Source organism: Spirosoma radiotolerans (assembly GCF_000974425.1).
GTDB classification, from domain to species: domain Bacteria; phylum Bacteroidota; class Bacteroidia; order Cytophagales; family Spirosomataceae; genus Spirosoma; species Spirosoma radiotolerans.
On record NZ_CP010429.1, the window covers coordinates 5,181,010 to 5,202,595 of the forward strand.

The following is a 21,586-nucleotide window of genomic DNA, read 5'->3' on the forward strand; positions in this document are numbered from 1 at the left end:
GCGAAAATGGATAAAGAACTGGCATCTGTGGTGTTAATTTTTTACCAATAAGTCAACCTATTTTTTACCTTGTTCTGCCCTCCCAACGATTGGAATTGAGATACGCTACCATAGACAGCGCTTCCTTATTGGCAGCATCGATCCTTAAAACTTTTTGTATATATTTTGATGCCCCTTTTGCATTATCCATCCGATAATATGCGTTGGCAATCTGATTCAAAAGCGACACATTGGTAGAATCAATCAGGTAGCGTTGTTTCAGAGAAATAATCTGTTCAGTCGTTGCTTTTACCGAACCTAAATCAAATTGGGACTGGTTGTTCTGACTGGCATAATTCAGATAAGGCAGGGCTTCGCTGGGCCGATCAAGCTGGAGATAAAGGACAAAAAGGTGCCGGGCTTTATCAAATGTCGGGGCTAGCGCAAATGCTTTTTTAAAATAGAAAATAGCGGTTTCCCGATCGTTTAATTCCCCACTGAGCATGGCTGCCTTTTCGTAATAACGCACGTCCGTTGAATATTCCAGTACGAGTGTTTCAACTACTTGTCGTGCCTTGCTCAACGCGCGGCTGCGCATGTAAAAATCATACAAATCGCTCAGCGCATCGCTCCATGACAGCTGTTGCTTCACCAGGCTATAAGCTAGTTTTTCCTCCACCGATTCAACGGCAAACGATTGAGCTGACATGGCTTCATTGAACGGCCAGTTTCGCTTAAGATTAGCCACCTTGTACAGGCCCGCCAGCGAATCTACTTTGGTAATAGGCATATCCCGAAGCAACTGAGCCAAACTCATCTCCTGTCCGTCCTGTAGTGTAATGAGTTTTGCCTGTTTCAGCGCATTGTAAAAAGCATCTGATAACAACGCATAGCCTTTCAGATCAGGATGAACATGCTCCAGAATCAATTCATCACCAATAATCGAATTAACTGAATGGCTTTCAAAAAGAGCTTTGGTGTCTACGAAATGGGTATTTTTGTACTGCTGGCATAGCTGGCGGATAATGGTATTCAAAACGTCGGGGGCTCTAAATCGCAGGCCATCCAGATCCTTCGCTCTGGAAAAATACCGTTTTGCCTGCCCCAGGTTACCCTGCAAATAAGCGGTTCGTCCCAGATAATATGTACACAGCGCATGGCTACTATCCAACCGATTGGCCGCGTTGAAATACGAGTAAGCAAGCGGCAGATTGCCCCTGGTAAGTGCTGTTAAGCCAAGGTTGTACGTCTTATTGAACGGCAATAAGTTGCCTGTTTCAGCAGGAAAGCTTACGAATGGTTTCAGATCCTTTTCGTTGCTGACCAGGTTGCTGACGAAGACAGGAATGGCACGCTTTGCAAGCAGTTGAAGAGTCCGGTCCATGTTCCGGCGGAACTGTTCTACTCCCTGTTTGTATAGCATTGACTGATAGGGAATTTGCTGATCAGCCACCATCAGTTTCATTCTCGTGCCGCCCGCACTCGGCTCCTCACCACCGATGCTACGCCGTATGGTTTCGTACCCATTCGTCAGTAACTGCACGAGCCGGAATTGGCGTAGGTAAAGTATCAGGTCGACGAGCTGAGGTATGCCACTTATCTGTTCAGTCGAGCCAACGCCAAGCGCACCATAGTATTCATTATGACCCGTATAAATCAGGACCGCGTCCGGTTCATAATCGATTAGCTCACGGGCAAACCCGTAGGTTGTATACGAATTAACGGCCGTCAACGAGAGGTTGATGACATCAAAATTTCGATCAGGAAACGTGTGCGTTAACCGATACTGGAGCCAGCGATGAAATGACCCATTGTGAAAATAAGGATAGCCGATTGTCGTGGATTCACCCAGAACAAAAATGCGCATTGTATTCTTATCCTTCTTCTTTTTGAAGGGCTCAACGTTTCCTCGCGTAGCGATTTTTTGATTCGTAAAATATTTCCTGGATGCATCTGGATTTAATACATAATAATCTTTATCATCTGGACATTCAACGAATAGATCCATGTTATGACCATATCCAAAGAGACGCAGTAAAATTTCAACGAGAATTAATAAAAGAAAAGAGACTAAAACGCTCAAGACTTTTAACAGAACAATCCGCTTTGACGATTGCTTTTTCGGCGACGTATAGTCCTTAGTCGTATTCATTATTAACGTAATAAAGAGCGGTCTATATTTCCTCGAAAAGCATTTCTAATTTTTAGAACGCATAGCAGAAATTCTACTATGCGTTCTAATCCAACTTATCATAAAGAAGAACCTATCAGGGGTGATCACGGCGTATACAATTTTGCCGTGATCACCCCTGGAAATCAATATTAGTATCCATCATTTTGCGCCCAAGTCGGATTTCTGGCCATTTCGTTCACAGGGATAGGCGCTAAATATTTCTGGGCAAAATTTGTGTTCGCTGGAATTGGATTTTCAGCTGAACTTCTGGCGGCTACAATCTGAGGCAATAGCTGTAATCGAACAATATCAAACCATCGTACACCAAACTCGCCCGCAAATTCATACGCCCGTTCATATACGACCGCATCCCGAAAAGCAGTTGCCGAAAGGCCAGGCGTCAGATCAGGCAAGCCCGCCCGTTTTCGCACCTGATTTATGGCACTATAGCTTGCCGCTGTCGGACCACCAGCAGCCATCGCTGACGCTTCGGCATAGATCAACAGAACCTGCGGATAGCGGATGATATCGTACACTTTGTTGGTACTGGGGTTGATGGACTCGATGGTCGTCTCCGTTTCTGAAACCCCATCCCCATTTAAGCCAGCCCGGAACTTCTTGTAATAGGGATGGCCAGCATGCGTTTCGGGCGAATCCCAGGGAACCAGCTTAAACGTCTTCCCATCCGGTTGACGTAGCTTGATCGTTGTGTAAAACGTAGCATCCGTCCGGGGGCATTTGGGAGCATTTTTGTAGAAGTTGATTTCCGGATAATAATCGTCCCAGCCACTCGAACCGTTCGTAGCGACTTCGTCGAGGGGCACCGACGATGAACCTGAACTACGCAGGGGAAGCCCACCGCTCACATTATACTGTAAACCAAAAATAGATTCGGTGGTATTGTTGGTGGTGAAAACACTGGCGTAAGGCGTATTGAGGTTGTAGACGGCCGCTTGAATAACTGAGTTAGCTTCGTCAGCAGCCAGTTTGTAATTGCTCTCCTGCTTAAGTGGCCAGCCCGTCATGGTCAGATATACATCGGCCAGAAGCGAGCGAGCGGCCATTTGGTTTGCTCTGCCCGGTTGATTTGGGAAGGAAATGGGCAGCAATTCCTTCGCTTTCTGTAAATCGCTGATTATAGCCGCGTAGACCTTATCAACCGGATCCCGCGGGGGCCTGTCGTTTACATCGATCTGGGTCAGAATAATGGGGACAGGGCCGAACGTGCGTACCAGGTAATAATACCCCAGGGCCCGCAGGAAATAAGCCTGACCAGCGGCCTGGTTTTTCTGAACATCGGTAGAATTTACCTTTGTGTAATTGGCAATTACGTTGTTGGCCTGATAAATCCCCTGCCAGGGACCTTGCCATTGGGCAACCAGACTCAGGTTACCACTGCCACCACTCAGGCGGTCAAACAGGCGAAAATCTTCTTTATTCAGGCCAGGATCGGTTGTAAAATCATCTGAACCAAAATATGACGTGCTTCGGTTGGTAAAACCCCAGGCGCCATCCCGCGCAAACTGGATGTAAATAGCCGATACGGATGCATCCAGATCCGACTGCGTTTTGAAATAGGTTCCGGGTGTCAAACTGCCTTTGGGGTCTTCCACCAGACTCTGACAGCCGCTAACCAAAATCAAGGCAAGAAAGACAAGGTATAAAGAATAGTTGGTGTTCATGATTTTGTCTTCTGATTGAAATTTTAATCGTACATACAGCACTTACAAGCCAAGGCGGAACCCAATTGTATAGGTTTTGGGATTGGGAATGACGCCCATTTCCAGCCCTTGGGTAATGGCGTTTGTTCCGTTTGAAACTTCTGGATCATAGCCCGGATATTTCGTGATCATAAATAGGTTCTGACCACTCACGTACACCTCAAGGTTGCGTACTTTTGCCTTTTTCAGCAGATTATCGGGTATCCGATAGGTAAGCGAGAGGTTTTTCAGCTTCGTATAGCTGCCGTCGTACACATAGCGGCTGCTGTTGTTGAAGTTCTTGCTGGTACTGCTGAAAGCCGGGTTATCCGTTTGGTTTTGGGCCGTCCAGATGTTCAGCGCTTCTGTGGTTGTCGCGTTTCGCTGATCACCTAAGCCCCCCCACAAATACGCCAGTGTCTGTGAGTAAATCTGATTGCCGTGCGTTCCCTGAAACATAAAGCTGAGGGTAAAATTGCCGTAACTGACGTCATTGATAAAACCGAATGAGTAAGCAGGCGTCCCATTTCCGATCGCGACTCTGTCGGCTGCTGTGTAAGCATGATCGCCATCGACATCCACGTATTTAGCGTCACCTGGTTTCATTCCGAATTGGGATGCCTGATCGGCTTCGCTTGTTTTCCAGGTTCCCAGGAACTGATAGCCGTAAAACTCGCCTAATGGTCGACCTACCCGCAGAATAGATGCACTGTTCAGCGCTGACCCAACGCCGTTTACAATTACGTTGTCAAGGCCCCCCAAACTCGTCACCTTATTGCGGTTGAAAGAGATGTTAAAATTACTGGTCCAGCGTAGTTTCCCGGTGGCAACTGGTGTGCCGCTCAGCGAAAACTCAAGGCCTTTGTTTTCGACACTGCCAATGTTGCGGAGGTAATCGCCACCACCTAAATAGAAAGGTGCCTGATAACTGTAGAGGAGATTGCTGATATTTTTCAAGTAGGCATCGGCGGTAAACCGTAAGCGTCCGTTCAGAAACGACGCGTCGATACCTGCATCATACTGCGTTGTGGTTTCCCATTTGAGGCTATTGGATACCGGTGCACCAAGTGGGGTCGCCACGCTGGGGGTAGAGCCATCGAAGTAGTAAGCTGGCTGGCCTCCACCCGTGGTGATCTGGGCAATGGTAGCATACGCCCCTACAGCCTGATTTCCTGTTTGCCCGTAACTGGTTCTGATTTTCAGGTCCGAAAATAATTTTGAGTTTTGCAGGAAGCTCTCTTTCGACAGGTTCCAGGCTAGAGCCAGAGACGGGAAGGTACTGTACTTCTCGGTCAAGTGCGACGAGCCATCGACACGAACGCTGGCGGTGAGCAAATACTTTTCTTTATAAGCATAGTTGACCCGGCCCATATAGGATTGCAGGGCGTCGGCGGAGTAACCGGATGACGTAAACTGCGTTCCGCCCAGGCTTAGGTTGTAGTAGCCCAGCGAATACGTAGATAGGTTGTTCGCCCGAGCGTTTGCCGACATACCCTGTCCCTGCTGCTGTTCATACAGTGCCGTTACGGTAACGGCATGGTCGCCAAAATCACCTCTGTACGTCAGGAAGTTACTGTTCTGAAAATTCCAGTTTCTTGACGAATTGACCTGCGCATACAACACCCCATTGCCCGTACCCGGCCCAAAAAGCGTCTGGTTAAACGGCGACGAGATTTGATAGGTCGTATTCGTTGTGAAGGTAAGCCCTTTCAAAATCTGGTACGTCAGAATACCTGTTCCCGCAATGTTTGTATTCCGACCTTCGTCGAACTGGCCGAGTGCGCGAGCTACAGGGCTATACTGAATCGACGCATAAGGCGCTGTGTATACGAGTGCACCCGTTGCGGGATCCCGTACGGGTGAGGTCGGGTCCCATTCGGTTGCCTGCGTGAACGGATCGGTCAGGTCGCCTGAATAGTTTGTATTACGATTCTGTGGCACCACAGCCGCTACGTTAAATTTCAGGTTGATCTTTTCATTAACCTTGGCGTCGATGTTTGCCCGAAAGGTTGCCCGTTTGTAATACTGATTGAGGATTAAACCGGGCTGGTCAAGGTAATTGGCGGAGATCAGATACCGAACCGCCGACGACCCTCCAGATAAATCAATCTGGTAGTTCTGAACAAGCGGCTCCTGATGCAGTTCACGCTGCCAGTCGGTACCGCCATTGGCTTTCAGTTGCTGTAGCCGATCGTCCGAAAAAGCGGGCGGGTTGCCCGTCGAGGCAAACTGCGTATTGACCGTACGCGCAAAATCATAGGCGTTCATCAACGAGAGTTCCCGAGGCATCATCGCTTTGCTGACCCACGTGCTGACGTTAATTCTGGCTTTGCCTTCCTGACCCGATTTTGTTGTGATGAGCACGACGCCATTTGACCCCCTGGATCCGTAAATGGCCGTTGCCGAAGCGTCCTTCAGAATTTCCAACGATTCGATATCATTTGGGTTGAGCGACTCAATATTGCCACCGATAAACCCATCGATAACATACAAAGGATCATTTGAACCCGTTATGGAATTTGCGCCCCGAATACGTACACTTAATCCACGGCCTGGTTGTCCACTGCTGCTGGCAACAACAACCCCGGATGTGGTACCTTGTAAGGCCTGTTCGACCCGTACCAGGGGTCGCTTGGCAATTTCTTTCGCCGATACGGTACTGGTAGCGCCCGTCACATCGCTTTTGCGTTGTTCTCCGTAACCAACTACCACAATCTCCTGTAAACCACGCTCACTGACCTTTAGCGTTACCGTTAACGTTGCCTGATCGCCCGGTTTAACTTCCTGCGTTTCATACCCGACAAAGCTGAAAACCAATGTAGTCGATTTATCGGGGACCTCAAGCTGGAATTGCCCGTTTGGATCGGTTGTGGTTCCACGCTGGGTGCCCTTTACCACGATACTCACACCGGGTAACGCTTCGCCTTTTTCGTCTGTGACTTTACCAGTTATCGGAATGAACACGTGCCTGATAGACTGCACGCGGTCAACCAGTTGGGTGAGTGTCTTCCGCTCAAATTCAGCACTGGCCTCCAGGTTTAGCCCGCCTTTAGTATCGGGAAAGAGCGAATGCAGCTCACCAACGGGTTTATGGCTGGTGGCATCTTCCTTCTTTTTGATAACAATGGTTTTGCTGACAATGGAATAGCTTAGTGGCTGGTTTTTAAACACTTCGTCTAATACTGTCTCTAACGGCGTGTTTTTCAGGCGAATCGTAACCCGTCTGCTACTGGCCAGCAAATTCGTTTGCAGGAAGAAGGAATAGCCACTTTGCTTTTCCAGTTTATCCAGTACCTTTTCAAGCGGTGCATTCCGTTCATTAATTGAAATCAACTGGCTATAACCGGCTGCGTACATGTGCAGACAGGCGACCAATATGAATATGCTGATAAAATTGAGCCGCATAATCCATTTCCGTTTCGTATCCCGACTCATAGGAATTAGTCGGGAAGTCATTCGCTGCCTAAGCTGTGCCCATGGTTCATATTGCCACAGCCGTAGGTAAAAAGTAGAATAATTCATACTTTTATACTGGTTTTGGGATTAGTAAAAACTTGTACGTCAACAGGTTTGCTTTTCTGTTTCTTGACAGAGAAATCCCACCTTTGGCCGGAAGTGCTCGCAACACGTTCCGGCTTTTTTATGAGATACCCTGTGGCTATTCCGAGCCTTGCCCGGTTTAGCGGTTGTCGATCAGGATTTAACGGTTATTTTTTTTCCTTCTATTATAAAGTTGATACCACTTAACTGGAGAATTTGAAAAATCTGGGAGAGCGGCACATCCCTCGAAATCTTACCTCTGAATTTTGTGTCTGGCAGCTTACCCTGGAAATCAACCTTAACATCGTACCAGCGGGAAATCTGCCGCATGATTGTAGGCAGGTCAGTATCTTTAAACTGGAACTGTCCATTCTTCCAGGCTATCGTTTCTTCCAGATCTACTTTTCTGATCAGATTAAGCCTGCGCTTTGCATCGGCGGTTAGCTGGGCCTGTTCGCCAGGATTAAGAATAACTTCAGTTGAGTTTTCTGCCTGATGCGGGCTCGTTTTTATAACCCTTACTTTGCCTTCCAGCAGGGTTGTTTTTATACTGCTTTCGTCAGCGTAGCTATTGATGTTGAAATGTGTACCCAACACTTCCACAACCTGGCTAGCTGAACGTACCCGGAAAGGCAAAGCCTGCTTATGCGCGTTTTTCTGCGGTATTATTTCAAAATAAGCTTCGCCCGTGAGCGTCACCACTCGCTCATTACCCATGAACTTTGTTGGATATTTCAGTGATGAAGCCGCATTGAGCCAGACTCTGCTTCCATCAGGCAGGACAATCCGGAACTTGCCACCCCGAGGAGTCGTGATGGTGTTATAGCTGGGTTGTGTGTTGGATAATTTGGCCGAAGCCGTTGCTGAGCTTTCTCCGTACAATAATTGCCCATCAGCCGTTTTCGTAATGATAACGTCAGCTTGTCTGGCAATCTGGCCATCTGCCACATCATCCAGTATTATTTTTGACGCATCTGCCAACGTCAGAACGGCCTTATTGCTACCGGGAGCAAAATCGATGGGTTGTTGAGCAACCGGATTAGTGGGCTGCGATTGGCGGTTAAATGGGTAGCGTAACACCCCAACGATAAGTAATACGACAGCTGCTGCTACGTAAGGCACTAAACGTATACCTATATACGATTGGCGATTGGTCGCGTTGTATTCTGTTTCGGCTATTATTCTCTGCCAGGCCTCTGCTTTGTCAGACGAGCCGAATTTTTCCAGTTCACCAGCAACAGCCGATTTCTGAGTCAGTCGGGCGAACAAAGCCTGATTATGATCGCTTTGGGCGATCCAGGCGTCAAGTTCTTCTCGTTCCTGATCACTGAGTTCGCCTTTGAGGTATTTAGCAATCAGATCGCCCTGTTTAAAATAACGACTATAATTTTCCATGGCATTGCTTTACTCCATAGAGACACGCAAGCCAGAGAATAGGATAAAGTGAATATAAAATTTAATCTATTTTTTATGTCAGAACAAGGGCAGCAAAGTTGCCGCCTACTGAATCGCTTTTCAGCGAACTATACCAACTGAGCAGCCCCAAGGGTGAGTAGAACAGCGAATAATTCTGGCGAAAGGCGCAACCTTAACAACTCGAGCGCTCGCTGCTTTTGCTTTTTGACCGTATTGATCGACATGTTCAGTTCATCGGCAATCTCCTGGTTCTTTTTCCCCTCCAGATAACTCATCTCAGAGATGGTGCGGTAATTGGCGGGCAGTGCTTCAATAGCCGAATGAAGTTCAGCCATTACTTCAGAAGAAATAATGGCATCCATAATGGTCAATTCTTCCGCTTCCAAGAATCCATGCTGCTCCTGATAGTCATCAACTACTTTATTATGCCTGATTACGTTCAGGCTGGCATTCCGTACAGTACTATAGAGGTAATTCTTGATAGCCACTTTATTAGGGAATATAGCTTCTCGCTCCTGCCAATATTTTATAAAGGCATCCTGTGTAATGTCCTGCGCCTGCACCTGATCCCGTATTATCTGTACAGAAAAGTACACAAGTCGATCATAGAATTCTTTAAAAAGAGGTTCTAACTCCAGTGACTCGGAAGCCGCCACTGGATTTTTTTTCGTTGAGGTCAGTTGCTTTAGTACACCCATAGCACGGTGAATTTTACGTATAAAAAAGCAGAATCGCCGGTTTAATACTTGCTGCTACGCGCTAAAAAATTCTGATTTAAATCAGTCTCCGTGCGGCAAAAGCAGTTCGTAGCCATTTTATTCGCTGGGATGAGATCAATGGCTATTCACCAGTTCTTCATTGTTAATTTAAAAAATCCATTATTTTTCTGGATTAATCCGGCACTAAATACGGCTGATTACCTTAATAAACTCTTAATAAAACCTTAATTATGAAAATTGACTCGTTAAAGTGTCTTAATAGTATGCAGAATAGTATACCGAATGGCGTATGACTGACACGCTTCTGTGAGTTAGTCGATGATGGCCGAAAACGTCTGTTCGTATTCTTCACCGTAGATGGCTTTATAATCCCGGATAAACCGTTCGAATGTATTCTTTGCCAGGGTGTGTTTCCCCATCAACGACAGCGCTTTGCATTTAAGAATGATAGCGTCTTCGTTGACCGGATCATAATCGAAAATGAAATTTGTGATCTGGATTAAATGCTCCGGATTTTCGCTGATCAGGAGTGTATTGGCATACTTTAGAAACGTATTGATAATCTTATTGGAAATATCGGCTCTGAAATCGTCCAACCAGTGATACTCCGTATTTTGCAGAAAAGGACCTCGTTTTGTAATCTCGCCTAACTCACTGATAGTCTGTTTCGTTAGAACAGTCTCGTCATTAATAATGGTCATATACTGCTCATAATCAACGTATAACTGCTGGCTAAAATCGAAGTCTATTTTCCAGTAGCCTGATTCCTTGGAAAGCGAACAAAACGCTACCTTTTCCAACAGATTTCGCAGTTTCGTAATGTTGACAGAACGATTATTACTGGCTTCCCGACCCGACTTATCAGGCCAGAGGATTTCATTTAATTTTTCGGAGGCTACTCCCTGTTGCTTACCAATGCTGTTGAGCGATAAGAGTAAAAATAGCTCTTTCAGCAAGGGAGTGAAGGACTTTGTTATGTCTATACCCGAGTGATCCAGCACCTGAAAATTGCCAAAAAAGAAAATACTTGATATCAACACGGGTTCGTTTACCAGGCCAAAACGAGTTGGTGTGGTTTCCGGCGTTATCAATGAAGTTGGTGGTGACTGCTCATCCGTTACTAGAGCCTGTTGTGGATCAGGAACTGACGCCGACCTTTGCGGCTTGCGTATCAATTGGCGCCGTTGGCGAATATACAGGACAACAGCTCCTCCCACTACGAGGGCAACGGAAGCAAACCACCAATACGAAATCGTTTCTTGCCCTTCCTTATTTACCGAAACGGTTAGGGCATTGGGAGGGAATGAAATCGAATACAACTTTACGTCAGTTGTGCCTGTAGCCTCGTTCTGATATAAAGTAACGGCTGTTAGTTTTTGGCTAATTGGGCAGTAGTAAAGGTCAGCGTATGAGTGTATGTCATGAAACGAGTAAGGTATAGGATTGCCCAGCACTTCATACGATGGCTTGGCCAACGATCCACGAATCAATTGCAGCTCCGCCTTAAACTGCTGATTGGGAAAGATAAGCCCGTAATACTGGTTTGATTTTACATCAATCATCAGCGAATTTGCAAAGGCAAAATCTACTTTCGGGACGTTTAGCGCATAGATCTTTCGAAACGTATTTTCCCTGACCAGATATTCCAGTAAATCATACGAGTTTTTAGGATTGAGCATCTGCTCTCCCGTCAGACTCCCGTAGCCCCCTATCATATAAGCTGTATCGCTCGAAGAAGTTGTGCCTAAGGCAGCTAGATAGCGTGGTGTATAGGCAGCACCGTTTCCATCGAGTGTATCCCAGGTTCTGGTGGCAAAATGGTAGCGCAGAATACTGTTTTTGTAGGTTAACTGGCCATAGCCGCCTAAAATGTACAATGATGAATCGGCTCGGGAAATGAATTTATTGGCGTGCCAGTATTCGGTTACCTCAACTGCGTTTGGCGTAACAGACTCTGCCATCCAGTCGCTACTGGACGGGTTACAACTATATACGGACTTTTGGTCAACGAAAAAGCAATAGAGTCTGCCCGTAAACGGATTATAAATAGTCTGACTACCCTGAAACAGATTATGTGGAGGGTTTTTATGTTGCTTTATAGTGGCCTGCTGTGTCCGGACGGCGTACTGATATAACTTATCGGCAGCAATCACATAAACGGTTTCGGTAATGGGATCAAAAGCAACATTCGCATAGCCTTTTAGGGTGAACTGGTCCGTCTTTTTCCACTCAGTATACAACGATTTAATCCACACTGGATTTTTAAGAGTAGCTAGTTGGCCATCAACTTCATCTCTGGTGGTTATGCCGTTCACTTCCCGTAATGGCCAGAAATGTTCTCGCTGGCCATTCTCTTTCAGTTCAATGTCTTTAATGCTCATGGGGGGCAGGTCCTTCGATTTGAATTGCCCAAACTCATTACTGCCAAAAAACAGCTTAAAACAGCCTGTCTCTTGAAAAGCGATAGTATCTCGGATAACCAGCCTGTTATTGACAAAGACATGGAGCGAGCGCTGGCTTAGATTCCATTTGATGGTAAAGTGATTCCAATGACTAAACAATTGGGCCGAATCAATGCGGATAAACGATTGGGCCAGACGATCACCAATAATCATTTTGAAACTCCTGGACTTCTGATCGTACAAGAGGTCGAGGTTCCGCTTGTCCTCCTGAATAACTCTGAAAACATAGCCGAAGTATGTCTGGTAATTAGGGACAAGTGTAATGTCAAACGAAAGCTCGACATTACCGGTAAGGCATAACGGATGATCAGGGGTAAGAGCTAGGGAGGTGCGTTTATCCTGAATTTGCTCATGTCCCACAAACCGTAATCCATACGTTTGCGCATAGAGGGCGGGCGAGGTTACCAGCCACGCCATTACGCAATAAATGAGTGTGCGTACGAATCGACGGTATATGGATCGATGGATCGACAAGGTTTTTCGGCTGTTCTTATTTATTCTTTAGCGTCTGGAACGGGATAGCTAAGAACGGTAGCTACCTTTCTACTGAACGCGTCGCTATTGGCCTCATTCTGTATGATATTGCCTCTAATTTACCGGCTATTCACTCACTATCAAAATGGCCACTACTGGCTGACAATGACAAAAAAGGCATAAAACATAGTTCATAAATCTATTTACAAAGCTTTTATTAAGCTTATTTTTATCTCCTTTGGCGCTCCTCGTCAAGGTACGTATTGCTTACCAACGATCAATTTGTCGCCTGATAAGTCGGCTTCGAATAAATGGGGAATACGGACAGTACGCCCCTTCTCGCTTTTGTGGCTATGTACGGCCATAAGCAGCTTACCATCGAGCCTGCGAAACAACATACCATGACCAAAATTGGGCGGGCTAATCGGTTCCTGTTCCTGTATCCAGGGGCCATCCAGTGTGCCGCTTTTCGAGTAAGCCACGCCCTGTGTGTAGATGTCGTAAATCCAGCTCGTCCAGAGCATACCCAGTCGGCCGGTTTTAGTCAGAAACAGAAACGGTCCGTCGGTAACTTTATTCGGCCGGTCGTGGCCAGTCGAATCTTTTTCGCGGCTCCAGGGCGAATCGCTGGCCCTGAATAGTAGTTTACCAGGGCCAAGGCTACCGCTCAAATCGGGTTTAAGTTCGATTTTTTCGATAGTGCCGTTATTATTCTGCAACCATTCATAGCAGTACACCATATACGGTTTGCCATCCTTATCGACCCAGAATGTACCATCGAGCGTAGGCTTGGCAGCGGGCAGGTAGGTCGCATCAAGCATAGGAACATAGGGGCCGTCGGGTTTGTCGCTGACAAGGACATGACTAGCCCGGCGTTCGATGACGTTCTTTCCGACGGTATCAATCTTAACCGCCCGATTGGTGAAGGTGGCGAAATAGTAGTATTTGTTATTGAACGAATGCAGTTCAGCGGCCCATATCATTGGCTTAGGTCCCATCCACGAGTTGGGGTCGGTCTGGGCCACCAAGTAGGGTCCCTCCCACAATTTCAGATCAGGGCTTTTCCAGAGCATACCGCCTGTGCCGGTCATGTAGTAGCTGTTTGTTTTTTTGTCAGCCAGAATAAAGGGGTCGCTCAGCCGAATTGAATCCAGGGGTACATTTTTCCTGATTTGGCTCACTCCAATTGGCTGTGCGTTGAGCCTGAACAAAAGGAACAGGCAACCGGTCATTAATAATCCAACACTTCTCATACGTTTTTTCAGGCAGACGAGTACCTACTAATAAGCGAGCATTCGATTATTTTACTTGTATTGAGTGGCCAGAGTAGCGGAAGATTAGAGGGTATCCGGAATCAACAAGCATTCTATTTACTCTGCCTCCGCTGCATTATTTATAGGCCAAACTTGCGCAGATTATACACGAAGCTCACCAGCAAATACCGACGTAGTATCCGGCTTTGAACGTCTTCGATATACGTATCGGTTGTGTTTCGGACCAGACTGCGATTTTGATTCAATAGATCAAATACCTGCAGGCGCAGTTCGCCCTGATCACCTTTAAAAAACTGCCGGGCCAGCGTTACATTCCAGAGCATAAACTGCTGATTATAGCCCACAGCCCAACCCGTTGTGGCTGTGTAAGTCACATCGCTGGTGAGCACGAAACGAAAAGGAAGTTTCCAGAATAAGTCGGCAGTGGCATACTGTGACCAGAAAGCCGTGTTCTGTTTTGGGGTCAGCGAATACGAAGCCGCTTGGTACGTTAGGTTACCACTGAGCCCGTATTCCAGATTACCGCTGAAATTAGATTGCAGGCGAAACCCCTGCCCCACGCTGACATTTTTTGTGTCATTACGTCGGTCATTCATGAAACTAACCGCCCGACTCAGCGCTACGCTGGTAATGAAGGTAAGGTCCAGTTGCGAGGGTTGAAGCATTCGCCCGATGGACATCGATCCATTGGCCGACCAAAAGCCGCCCACGTTTATGGGTTGCGTGGTCTGCACACCCGAAGGACTGATCGTTGTTGCCGTTGCAATCCGGTTGGCGCTCTGATTCAGGCTGGCAAAGGCCGTAAAACTTCTGGCCCCCAGGTCTTTTGACACATTGTAGGCCAGAATAACTGTGTGATAAAACTCGGGCGCCAGTTGTGGATTTCCAATTCGGCTATTTAGCGGATTTGTATTGTCGATTACGGGCTGCAACTGAGTGATCGAGGGGGTATTCAGGCGGGTTCGGTAGTGCAGGCGCAGGTTTCGATTGCCGGAAAAGGTGTAGCTGAACAGGGCGTTGGGCAACAGATTGACATATCGACGTCGCTGACTGGTATCCGCCGAACGATTATCGAGTTGCAGCTGCGACTGCTGAACGTCCAGGCCAAGGGCAAATTTATAGCGTAGTCGTTGGTTCTGATAGGTAGAACCCGCCCGGTGGTAGTCGAATGAGCTACTAAATTGGTTTGATAACAGAAAATTGACGCGGTCGTAAAGCCCGTTCGTTTCATTTCGGTCAGTAGCCACTCGATCAGCTCGGTTACTACTGGCCGAGTAAGCATACCGCAACTCCAGTTTTTGGGTGAACGACAACGGTTCGGTATACGACAGAGTCAGCGTGTTTTGCAGGTTATAAGCCGCTTGTCGGTTGTGTTGATCTAAGAGATTCCGTCCGGGGTTGGCACCTGTGGAATCGTAAAATGTACTGGCCGACTGATTCAACGCCTTTGTTTCGCCATCACCCAATACCGTGTTCAGGTTGAGCGATAGAGTGCGGCCTTGACGCCGAAATTTACGCATCAGCAGCAGGTTATTGTAGCCATTCAGTCCGTTGCCTGTCGATCCATAAACCGTTTCGCCGGAATTAACCAGTTGACTCACTTGCCCCGCCAGACCCGGTCCCGGTAACGAGGAGCGGCTGGAAAGGCGGCTGGTGTAATCGGTCGTTTGCCAGGACAGACTGGGGGCTAACCGGAGGCTGGTCATCGAGTCAAGTACCCAGTCGAGACGGAGATTGAACCGATGCGTCAACTGCTGATTCTGCGAATAATTCTGCTGATCGGTCGTTAGTGAATTGCCGGGCAAAATACTAGTGCGCCGACTGTGTTGATCGGTGGTGGTGATGGCCTGATTCAGAAAGTAGCTCGTTGCGATTTCGGCTCGCTGACCCAACTTATCCCGGTAGTTCAATCCACCCGCTCGTACTTCGATCACGTTGGTTGGCGTTTGGCTACCAGGAGGACCGCTTCCCTCCAAGCCACCTACAAAAACCGGACCTTGGGCCGCACCCAGCATAAAGTTTTGCTGGTTGAGGTTGTTAGCCTGACCAATTAGGGAAATTTGGCGCCCCGGTCCGTCGCCCCGGTTGTTAAAGCGGTGCAGGTTCAATCGGGCCTGATACCGATTGGCCTCCCCACCGCGCGCCGTGCCTGCACCCAGTTCATTCTGACCGAAATACCCTTTCCGTTTATTCTCCTTGAGGGTTATATTGATGGTTCGTTCCCGGTTGCCATCGTCAATACCCGAAAACTGCGACTGATCCGATGACTGATCGTATAATTGAACCTTATCGACTACATCGGCGGGCAGGTTTCGGGTAGCCATCTTCGGATCATGGCCGAAAAACGGCTTCCCATCCACCAATATTCGGTTGACCGTTTGCCCCTGTGCTTTTATCGTCCCATCACGGCCTACTTGCATACCCGGTAGTTTGCGGAGTAATTCCTCCACAGCGGCATTGGGCTGCGTTTTGAACGACCCGGCGTTGAACTCCAATGTATCTTGTTTTACCGTAACTGGTGGGCTTTCCTGCCGAACCACAACTTCCTGAAGCTGATTACTCTGCTCGGCCATCCGCAGAATGCCCACGCCATTCGCTGGTACGCCGGACGTAATAGTAATCGACTGAGCGTTATTCCGATAGCCCAGGAACGTAACAAGCAGTCGATAGCGTCCCGGTGCTACGTTGCGTAGTTGAAACATCCCATCGCCATCGGTAATCGTGCCCGTTACATAGCTCGAATCGCGATCCATCATCAGCGAGATAGACGCTTGCCGCAGGGGTTTGCCACTGGCTGAATCAACCACCATCCCCCCAATCTCGGATTTCGTTCCGTTACGTTGGGCGAATAAACCGGTAGTCAGAAAGAGGAAGAAAATAAAGAAAAATGGCTTCATGGGGCTGTCTGGGCTGGGATAGCTGGAAAAAGCAGGATTGAAGGGGTGCTTCGTGAGCGGATAGCGGACTGATGTCCACCCCGCCATTCCTGCGCGAAATACCCTGGCCCTAACCTCCGTGCCCTACACGTTCGTACTTTTGCATAAAATCAGTAATGGCTTTTTGACGTAGCTCGGTTAGTTGCTCCATCGTAACGGCTTGCGCCTGTATACTGGGTTTAGCTACCGATGCATCGAGTGCGGTTTTAGCCACTTTTCTGGCTTTGAATTGCTCCTTGCTCCCTTCAATCAGCAAGACCGTACCGGTATCGGGGGTGAGTTCCTGGATTGGTGAGTAGGTGATGGGGAGCTCTGTTGTGATCCAGACCGAATAGGTTTCTTTTTTGTAAGGGACCGTGGCCTTTCGGCAGATATAACCAGCTATTTTCCTGCTTTGGTCGGTCATTTGCCAGCCACTTACTCGCTGAAGTGGCGCTTCGGCCTGATACGTTTTCGCATCCGCATCATTGCCGACCGTAAGTATCGTTACTTTTTTCAGGGCCTTCAGATCAACAAAAAACTGCTCTGTAAACGGACGCCGGCCGCCGACTGTCGGCATCACCTGATAATTGTTACCGGTTACTTTCGCGTATGCACCGTTGATTAGAACTTTCTGCTCCGACATTCGATTATCGGGAATGTCTTTTGGCCAGTTAGGATCGCCGGGCTTCATCAGCTCGCCATTACTATCTTTAAATCTCAGACTCGCCGGGTCAATCTTGTGGATGCCTTCGTAGGTAATCTGGCCAGACCAGGTAGCAGAGGCTGTTTGAGCGATGGTTGTTATGTGAGTTATCAGAACGGCTAATAAGCCGTTGACAACTGCTCGGAGGAGCGTTTTCATAAACAATTACTGGTTTGATTTGACGGGTCAAAGTTCATTTAACCTTGTGTAACGTACTGTTACATAGTGTTAAACAGTGTTAACACCCATGCGAAGCCCGCCCAGACGATATAGCTTTGTACATGAACCGACGCATTCGTTCCATATTCTGGCTGATGACGCTTTGCATCATTGGCATCAACGCATTTCAGGGCTATTGGCTCTGGACAACGTACCATCTTAATAGCCAGCAGTATAATCAGACGATGCGGGATGCCCTGTTTTCGGTTTTGCAGCAACGCCAGCTAGTCGAAGCGAACCGCCTATTTGCCAAACAGGGCAATCAGGAGCAGACCCACATGATTATTCGCAGCGTTGACGGTATTAGAAACCAGAGACAGATTCGCGTTTTTATGAGCCCCCCCAAGCCGCCCCTGAGGTCAGAAGCTACTAATCAGCCTGGTGTTCGGGCGTTAGCCGCTGATGAATTTCATTCGGGCCCACCTGGAGCAGAAACACAGGTATTTGCATCGCCCGATGCGCTTGCCCGTCGAATCTCAACGATGGTACTGCACGACTGGGCCGAAGGGACTCGTATCGATCTGCCAACGCTGCGGGCTGCCTACCGCGCCGAGCTTCTTGAGCGAGGGATAAACGCTACCTTTAAACTCGATACGATGGACGTTCCTCCACAAAAGCCTTCAGGTCCTGTACTGGCTCATCAATTGGGGGCGCGCTTAAAGCAACGTGGTACGCCGAACGTATTGAACAAGATTGTTGTGCCTATCAATCCGGTTCGGAATCTGTTTGCACAGGTGACTTTTGATACACCAACCTACTATTTATTACGTCGAATGGGCTGGCTGTTTGGTAGTTCGGTATTTTTATTACTATTGACGACGAGTAGTTATCTGTTCATGCTCAGTACGATTCTGCGCCAGAAGAAGCTGTCGGAGGTAAAGAGCGACTTTATCAATAATATGACGCATGAACTGAAAACGCCCATTGCTACCGTAACAGCAGCCGTAGAAGCCTTACAGCATTTTGGTGCTTTAGCTGATCCTAAGAAAACGCAGACGTATCTGGCGATTTCGCAAAACAACCTGCAACGCCTTTCTGATCTGGTCGAAAAAGTGCTGAATCTGGCGGTCGAAGAAAAGCAGGAACTGGCACTCCGACCAGAGCCAATAAACCTGAACGAGGTAGTGACTGATTTGGTGACGAGCCATCAACTGAAGTCGGCCAAACCCGTTACGTTCCTGGTCAATGTGCCTGCGGACACGACCGTAACCGTTGATCGCGTTCATTTCGCAAATGCTCTCAACAACCTGATTGACAATGCCATCAACTACTCGGGCGATCAGGTCACGGTTCATCTTACTTTCTACCGAAACGAGCCCGGTTGGCAATTGGCCGTTGCTGATGATGGCATTGGTATTGCCAAAACGTATCAGTCGGCCATTTTTGACCGATTCTTCCGGGTGCCAACTGGCGATTTGCATCCAGTAAAAGGCTTCGGCCTAGGACTGGCCTATGTAAGACAAGTAATCGAACGGCACGGCGGCCAGGTGTCGGTACGCAGCGAACCCGGCAAAGGAAGTGAGTTTTTGCTTACATTTTAACTTGTCACTGTTCCATCAGGCATAGCCGTGGCCTCAATGAACCAAAAAATAAAACGCATGTACACTGTTTTGCTAATAGAAGATGAACTTGCGCTAGGAATGATTGTCAAGGATAGTCTGGAGGTGCGTGGCTTTACGGTGCTGTATGCGGCTGATGGTGTTGCAGGACTGGCTATGTTTCTTCAGGAACACCCTGATATTGTGGTCGCGGATGTAATGATGCCGCATATGGATGGGTTCTCCTTGACGCAGCAAATTCGCCAAACCGATCTCGATGTACCGATTCTGTTTCTGACGGCCCGTTCGCAAACGGCTGATGTGGTACGTGGTTTTGAACTGGGCGGCAACGATTACCTGAAAAAACCATTTAGTCTGGATGAATTGGTTGTACGGATCAATGCGCTGCTCCGTCGTACTATTGGTTCCCGTTCGCGTGTTGCTGAGTCAGACTGGGTATATATTGGCCGGTATCAGTTCGAAGCCCACAAACAAAAACTCTCGCTCGATGGACAGGATGTACTCCTGTCGCATCGTGAAGCCGAATTGCTGCGTCATTTGTATGAGCAGCGGAATCATGTGCTGGAACGGAACGCCGTTTTGATGGCACTCTGGGGCGACGATAGCTTATTCAATGGCCGCAGCTTGGATGTGTTTATTACCAAACTTCGTCGCCACCTCCGCGACGATCCAACCGTTCAGATCGTCAATGTGCGCGGAATCGGTTATAAATTAATTGTGTAGCTAATTCTGAAAAGCCAGGCAACTTGGCCCCAGTGCTGTATTAATGTATTTGTTTTATTACCCTTCTTGTTAAACTATAAATATCCATCTATTAGCTAACAAATAGAATTTCACCGATACATAAATGACAAGGTAACCTGAGCGTGGTCTTTTCATCCCGGGTTTGCGAGCTGGGTTCCTATCTACCTAATCGTCAACACGTCCCAAGTCAGTGAACCCCGTCTGCTTGAGCAGCAAAGGCCCACACAAGCTAAAATTCCGCTTTGGCCAGCTCCGCCATCATCGTCATCAGTTCCTCAGCCGTACTAGCACTGCGCCGACCTAAGCCACAGGAACAGGCAACATCCACACAACCGCCCCGGGCGCTTTCAATACTGTTGAGGATATGCCGGTTCTCAGCCAGGGTCCGCTTTTCATGGACAAACCCGGCAACAAAGCGCGTACCCGTTGGCAACTTAATGTGCTGGACTGGGGCATAGTGAGCCGCATCCACTGAGGGAGGCACCAAGCCTTCCGCAAAGGGATAGTGCATGTAAGCCAGGGTATGCTGAGCAGGCCAGCGCTGAACCAGCTTATTTGAGAAAGCGACCATCTTGTCCAGCGTTTTGGGGTGCACTAAGGCTTCATTGTGGAAATCACCCAGACACAGATGAATCCCAATCTGGGCACCTGGATTGATTTTGCGCAGCAAATCCAGAATGGGCTTCAGGGCTAACCCAATGAGCGGGGTAGGTAACTTGTAGGCGGCATACAGCTCGGGAGGTACTTCAAGCTGAATCACCACATCATGACCGGCCTGGGCCAGGATGGCGTTCACCTCCCGGGCAATAACCGTGTTGAAGGCGTAAGTGTAACGCAGCCAGGTGATGGGGCTGGCGAAGGCAAAGCCCATGGCAAAGCCAGTTGGTACCCCTACCTGAAATTTCAGATGGTCCAAGCCATACTGCTCCCGCAGCTGGGTAAAAATCGGGTAATTTAGCCGAAAGAACTCATCATAGCCTAGGCTGACATGCTGGGGCATATCAGCCGGTGAGTGCAAGGGTTTGAGCTTCTGGAAGCTATCGTAATCGACAGCCATTCCATCGGTTCCACGGGTGGGCTCCTTCAGAATCTGCCAGTTGGCGGTATCCTGGGTGAGCTTTTCGATGGCGTACACTACCCAGGCCATGCGGTTGCCTTTGGGAAAAGCAGGTGTTTTCTCTCCCACCTCTCCGTCGGGTAGACAAAACAAGGCTGGACCGAGTGCATCGAGGGCGCGTTTCATGCAGTCTTCATCGCTGTCGAAGGGCAGACTGCCCACCAGTAAGGCCCGTCTTTTGGGTCTGGTCTGATCGGTAAGCGGAGGATCTTGTTTTGTCATTAGCGTAGGAGGAAAAAAGCGAGCCCAATGGCAATGGAATGACAAGATAAGGAAACCCGCTTTGCATGCCTAATATGGTTCAGTCAAACGGCCATTCGAATCGAAGTCGCAATGGGCACACCTTACCGGCGAGCGGGTACGTTCCAAGTGGCAAAACGATTGCGGAAACCTACATATGGGGTATAAATCACGGATAAAATAAGTAGTTGAGTTAGCTGCTGCTTAAAACGCCCTTTCATTTAAATGCACGCATTAAACATGTTCCAGACCGCGATGCCCCAGCGCTGTAACTTCCTCTGATCGAAACGTGCGGCTAGAATCCGTTTTAGGCAATATCTGGGTCACAGGGACAGTCGGATGGAAGCAA

At 48.1% G+C, this 21,586-nt stretch carries 12 protein-coding genes; 2 read left to right on the plus strand and 10 right to left on the minus strand.

Annotated elements, in window-relative coordinates; translation table 11 throughout:
- Positions 1–64 precede the first annotated feature (64 nt).
- From SD10_RS28855 to SD10_RS21025, 9 genes are all read right to left on the minus strand, one after another.
- A complete protein-coding gene (locus tag SD10_RS28855; protein ID WP_158500582.1) occupies positions 65–1,987 on the minus strand; it encodes a hypothetical protein in 1,923 nt (640 codons plus the stop codon).
- A 314-nt stretch (positions 1,988–2,301) separates the two neighbouring features.
- Positions 2,302–3,834 (minus strand): RagB/SusD family nutrient uptake outer membrane protein, encoded by a 1,533-nt coding sequence (locus SD10_RS20990; protein ID WP_148562484.1) that lies wholly within the window; start codon positions 3,832–3,834, stop codon positions 2,302–2,304.
- Positions 3,835–3,876: 42 nt separating this feature from the next.
- Positions 3,877–7,308, minus strand: a complete 3,432-nt coding sequence (locus SD10_RS20995) for a TonB-dependent receptor (RefSeq protein ID WP_227699038.1) — start codon at positions 7,306–7,308, stop codon at positions 3,877–3,879.
- Between the two features lie 237 nt (positions 7,309–7,545).
- A complete protein-coding gene (locus SD10_RS21000) occupies positions 7,546–8,787 on the minus strand; it encodes a FecR domain-containing protein (protein WP_046576494.1) in 1,242 nt (413 codons plus the stop codon).
- Between the two features lie 128 nt (positions 8,788–8,915).
- On the minus strand, positions 8,916–9,506 hold the full coding sequence (locus SD10_RS21005; protein WP_046576495.1) for an RNA polymerase sigma-70 factor: 591 nt from the start codon (positions 9,504–9,506) through the stop codon (positions 8,916–8,918).
- 332 nt (positions 9,507–9,838) lie between these two features.
- Entirely contained in the window at positions 9,839–12,406 is a 2,568-nt protein-coding gene (locus tag SD10_RS21010; protein WP_046576496.1) for a Kelch repeat-containing protein, read from the minus strand.
- A gap of 308 nt (positions 12,407–12,714) precedes the next feature.
- On the minus strand, positions 12,715–13,716 hold the full coding sequence (locus SD10_RS21015) for a glycoside hydrolase family 43 protein (protein WP_046576497.1): 1,002 nt from the start codon (positions 13,714–13,716) through the stop codon (positions 12,715–12,717).
- Positions 13,717–13,856: 140 nt separating this feature from the next.
- Positions 13,857–16,634, minus strand: a complete 2,778-nt coding sequence (locus SD10_RS21020; RefSeq protein ID WP_046576499.1) for an outer membrane beta-barrel protein — start codon at positions 16,632–16,634, stop codon at positions 13,857–13,859.
- A 109-nt stretch (positions 16,635–16,743) separates the two neighbouring features.
- The gene (locus SD10_RS21025) at positions 16,744–17,517 is read right to left on the minus strand and encodes a hypothetical protein (RefSeq protein WP_046576502.1); all 774 of its coding nucleotides are present in this window, start codon (positions 17,515–17,517) and stop codon (positions 16,744–16,746) included.
- A 122-nt stretch (positions 17,518–17,639) separates the two neighbouring features.
- On the opposite strand from SD10_RS21025, the gene SD10_RS21030 reads away from it, so the two are divergent.
- Both SD10_RS21030 and SD10_RS21035 read left to right on the plus strand, forming a co-directional pair.
- Complete coding sequence (locus SD10_RS21030) at positions 17,640–19,118, plus strand: sensor histidine kinase (protein ID WP_046576504.1); 1,479 nt, start codon at positions 17,640–17,642, stop codon at positions 19,116–19,118.
- A gap of 57 nt (positions 19,119–19,175) precedes the next feature.
- Positions 19,176–19,859 carry a response regulator transcription factor gene (locus SD10_RS21035; protein ID WP_046576507.1) on the plus strand — a complete coding sequence of 228 codons (684 nt, stop codon included), beginning with the start codon at positions 19,176–19,178 and terminating at the stop codon, positions 19,857–19,859.
- 250 nt (positions 19,860–20,109) lie between these two features.
- Here SD10_RS21035 and SD10_RS28860 read toward each other — a convergent pair whose 3' ends face one another.
- A complete protein-coding gene (locus tag SD10_RS28860; RefSeq protein ID WP_052731246.1) occupies positions 20,110–21,219 on the minus strand; it encodes a hypothetical protein in 1,110 nt (369 codons plus the stop codon).
- Between the last annotated feature and the right edge of the window lie 367 nt (positions 21,220–21,586).

Bases quoted from the DNA above. Each gene is read 5' to 3' on its own strand.
- SD10_RS28855 (WP_158500582.1), bottom strand. From the start codon at position 1,987: ATGGATCTATTCGTTGAATGTCCAGATGATAAAGATTATTATGTATTA.
- SD10_RS20990 (WP_148562484.1), bottom strand. From the start codon at position 3,834: ATGAACACCAACTATTCTTTATACCTTGTCTTTCTTGCCTTGATTTTG.
- SD10_RS20995 (WP_227699038.1), bottom strand. From the start codon at position 7,308: ATGACTTCCCGACTAATTCCTATGAGTCGGGATACGAAACGGAAATGG.
- SD10_RS21000 (WP_046576494.1), bottom strand. From the start codon at position 8,787: ATGGAAAATTATAGTCGTTATTTTAAACAGGGCGATCTGATTGCTAAA.
- SD10_RS21005 (WP_046576495.1), bottom strand. From the start codon at position 9,506: ATGGGTGTACTAAAGCAACTGACCTCAACGAAAAAAAATCCAGTGGCG.
- SD10_RS21010 (WP_046576496.1), bottom strand. From the start codon at position 12,406: ATGGCGTGGCTGGTAACCTCGCCCGCCCTCTATGCGCAAACGTATGGA.
- SD10_RS21015 (WP_046576497.1), bottom strand. From the start codon at position 13,716: ATGAGAAGTGTTGGATTATTAATGACCGGTTGCCTGTTCCTTTTGTTC.
- SD10_RS21020 (WP_046576499.1), bottom strand. From the start codon at position 16,634: ATGAAGCCATTTTTCTTTATTTTCTTCCTCTTTCTGACTACCGGTTTA.
- SD10_RS21025 (WP_046576502.1), bottom strand. From the start codon at position 17,517: ATGAAAACGCTCCTCCGAGCAGTTGTCAACGGCTTATTAGCCGTTCTG.
- SD10_RS21030 (WP_046576504.1), top strand. From the start codon at position 17,640: ATGAACCGACGCATTCGTTCCATATTCTGGCTGATGACGCTTTGCATC.
- SD10_RS21035 (WP_046576507.1), top strand. From the start codon at position 19,176: ATGTACACTGTTTTGCTAATAGAAGATGAACTTGCGCTAGGAATGATT.
- SD10_RS28860 (WP_052731246.1), bottom strand. From the start codon at position 21,219: ATGACAAAACAAGATCCTCCGCTTACCGATCAGACCAGACCCAAAAGA.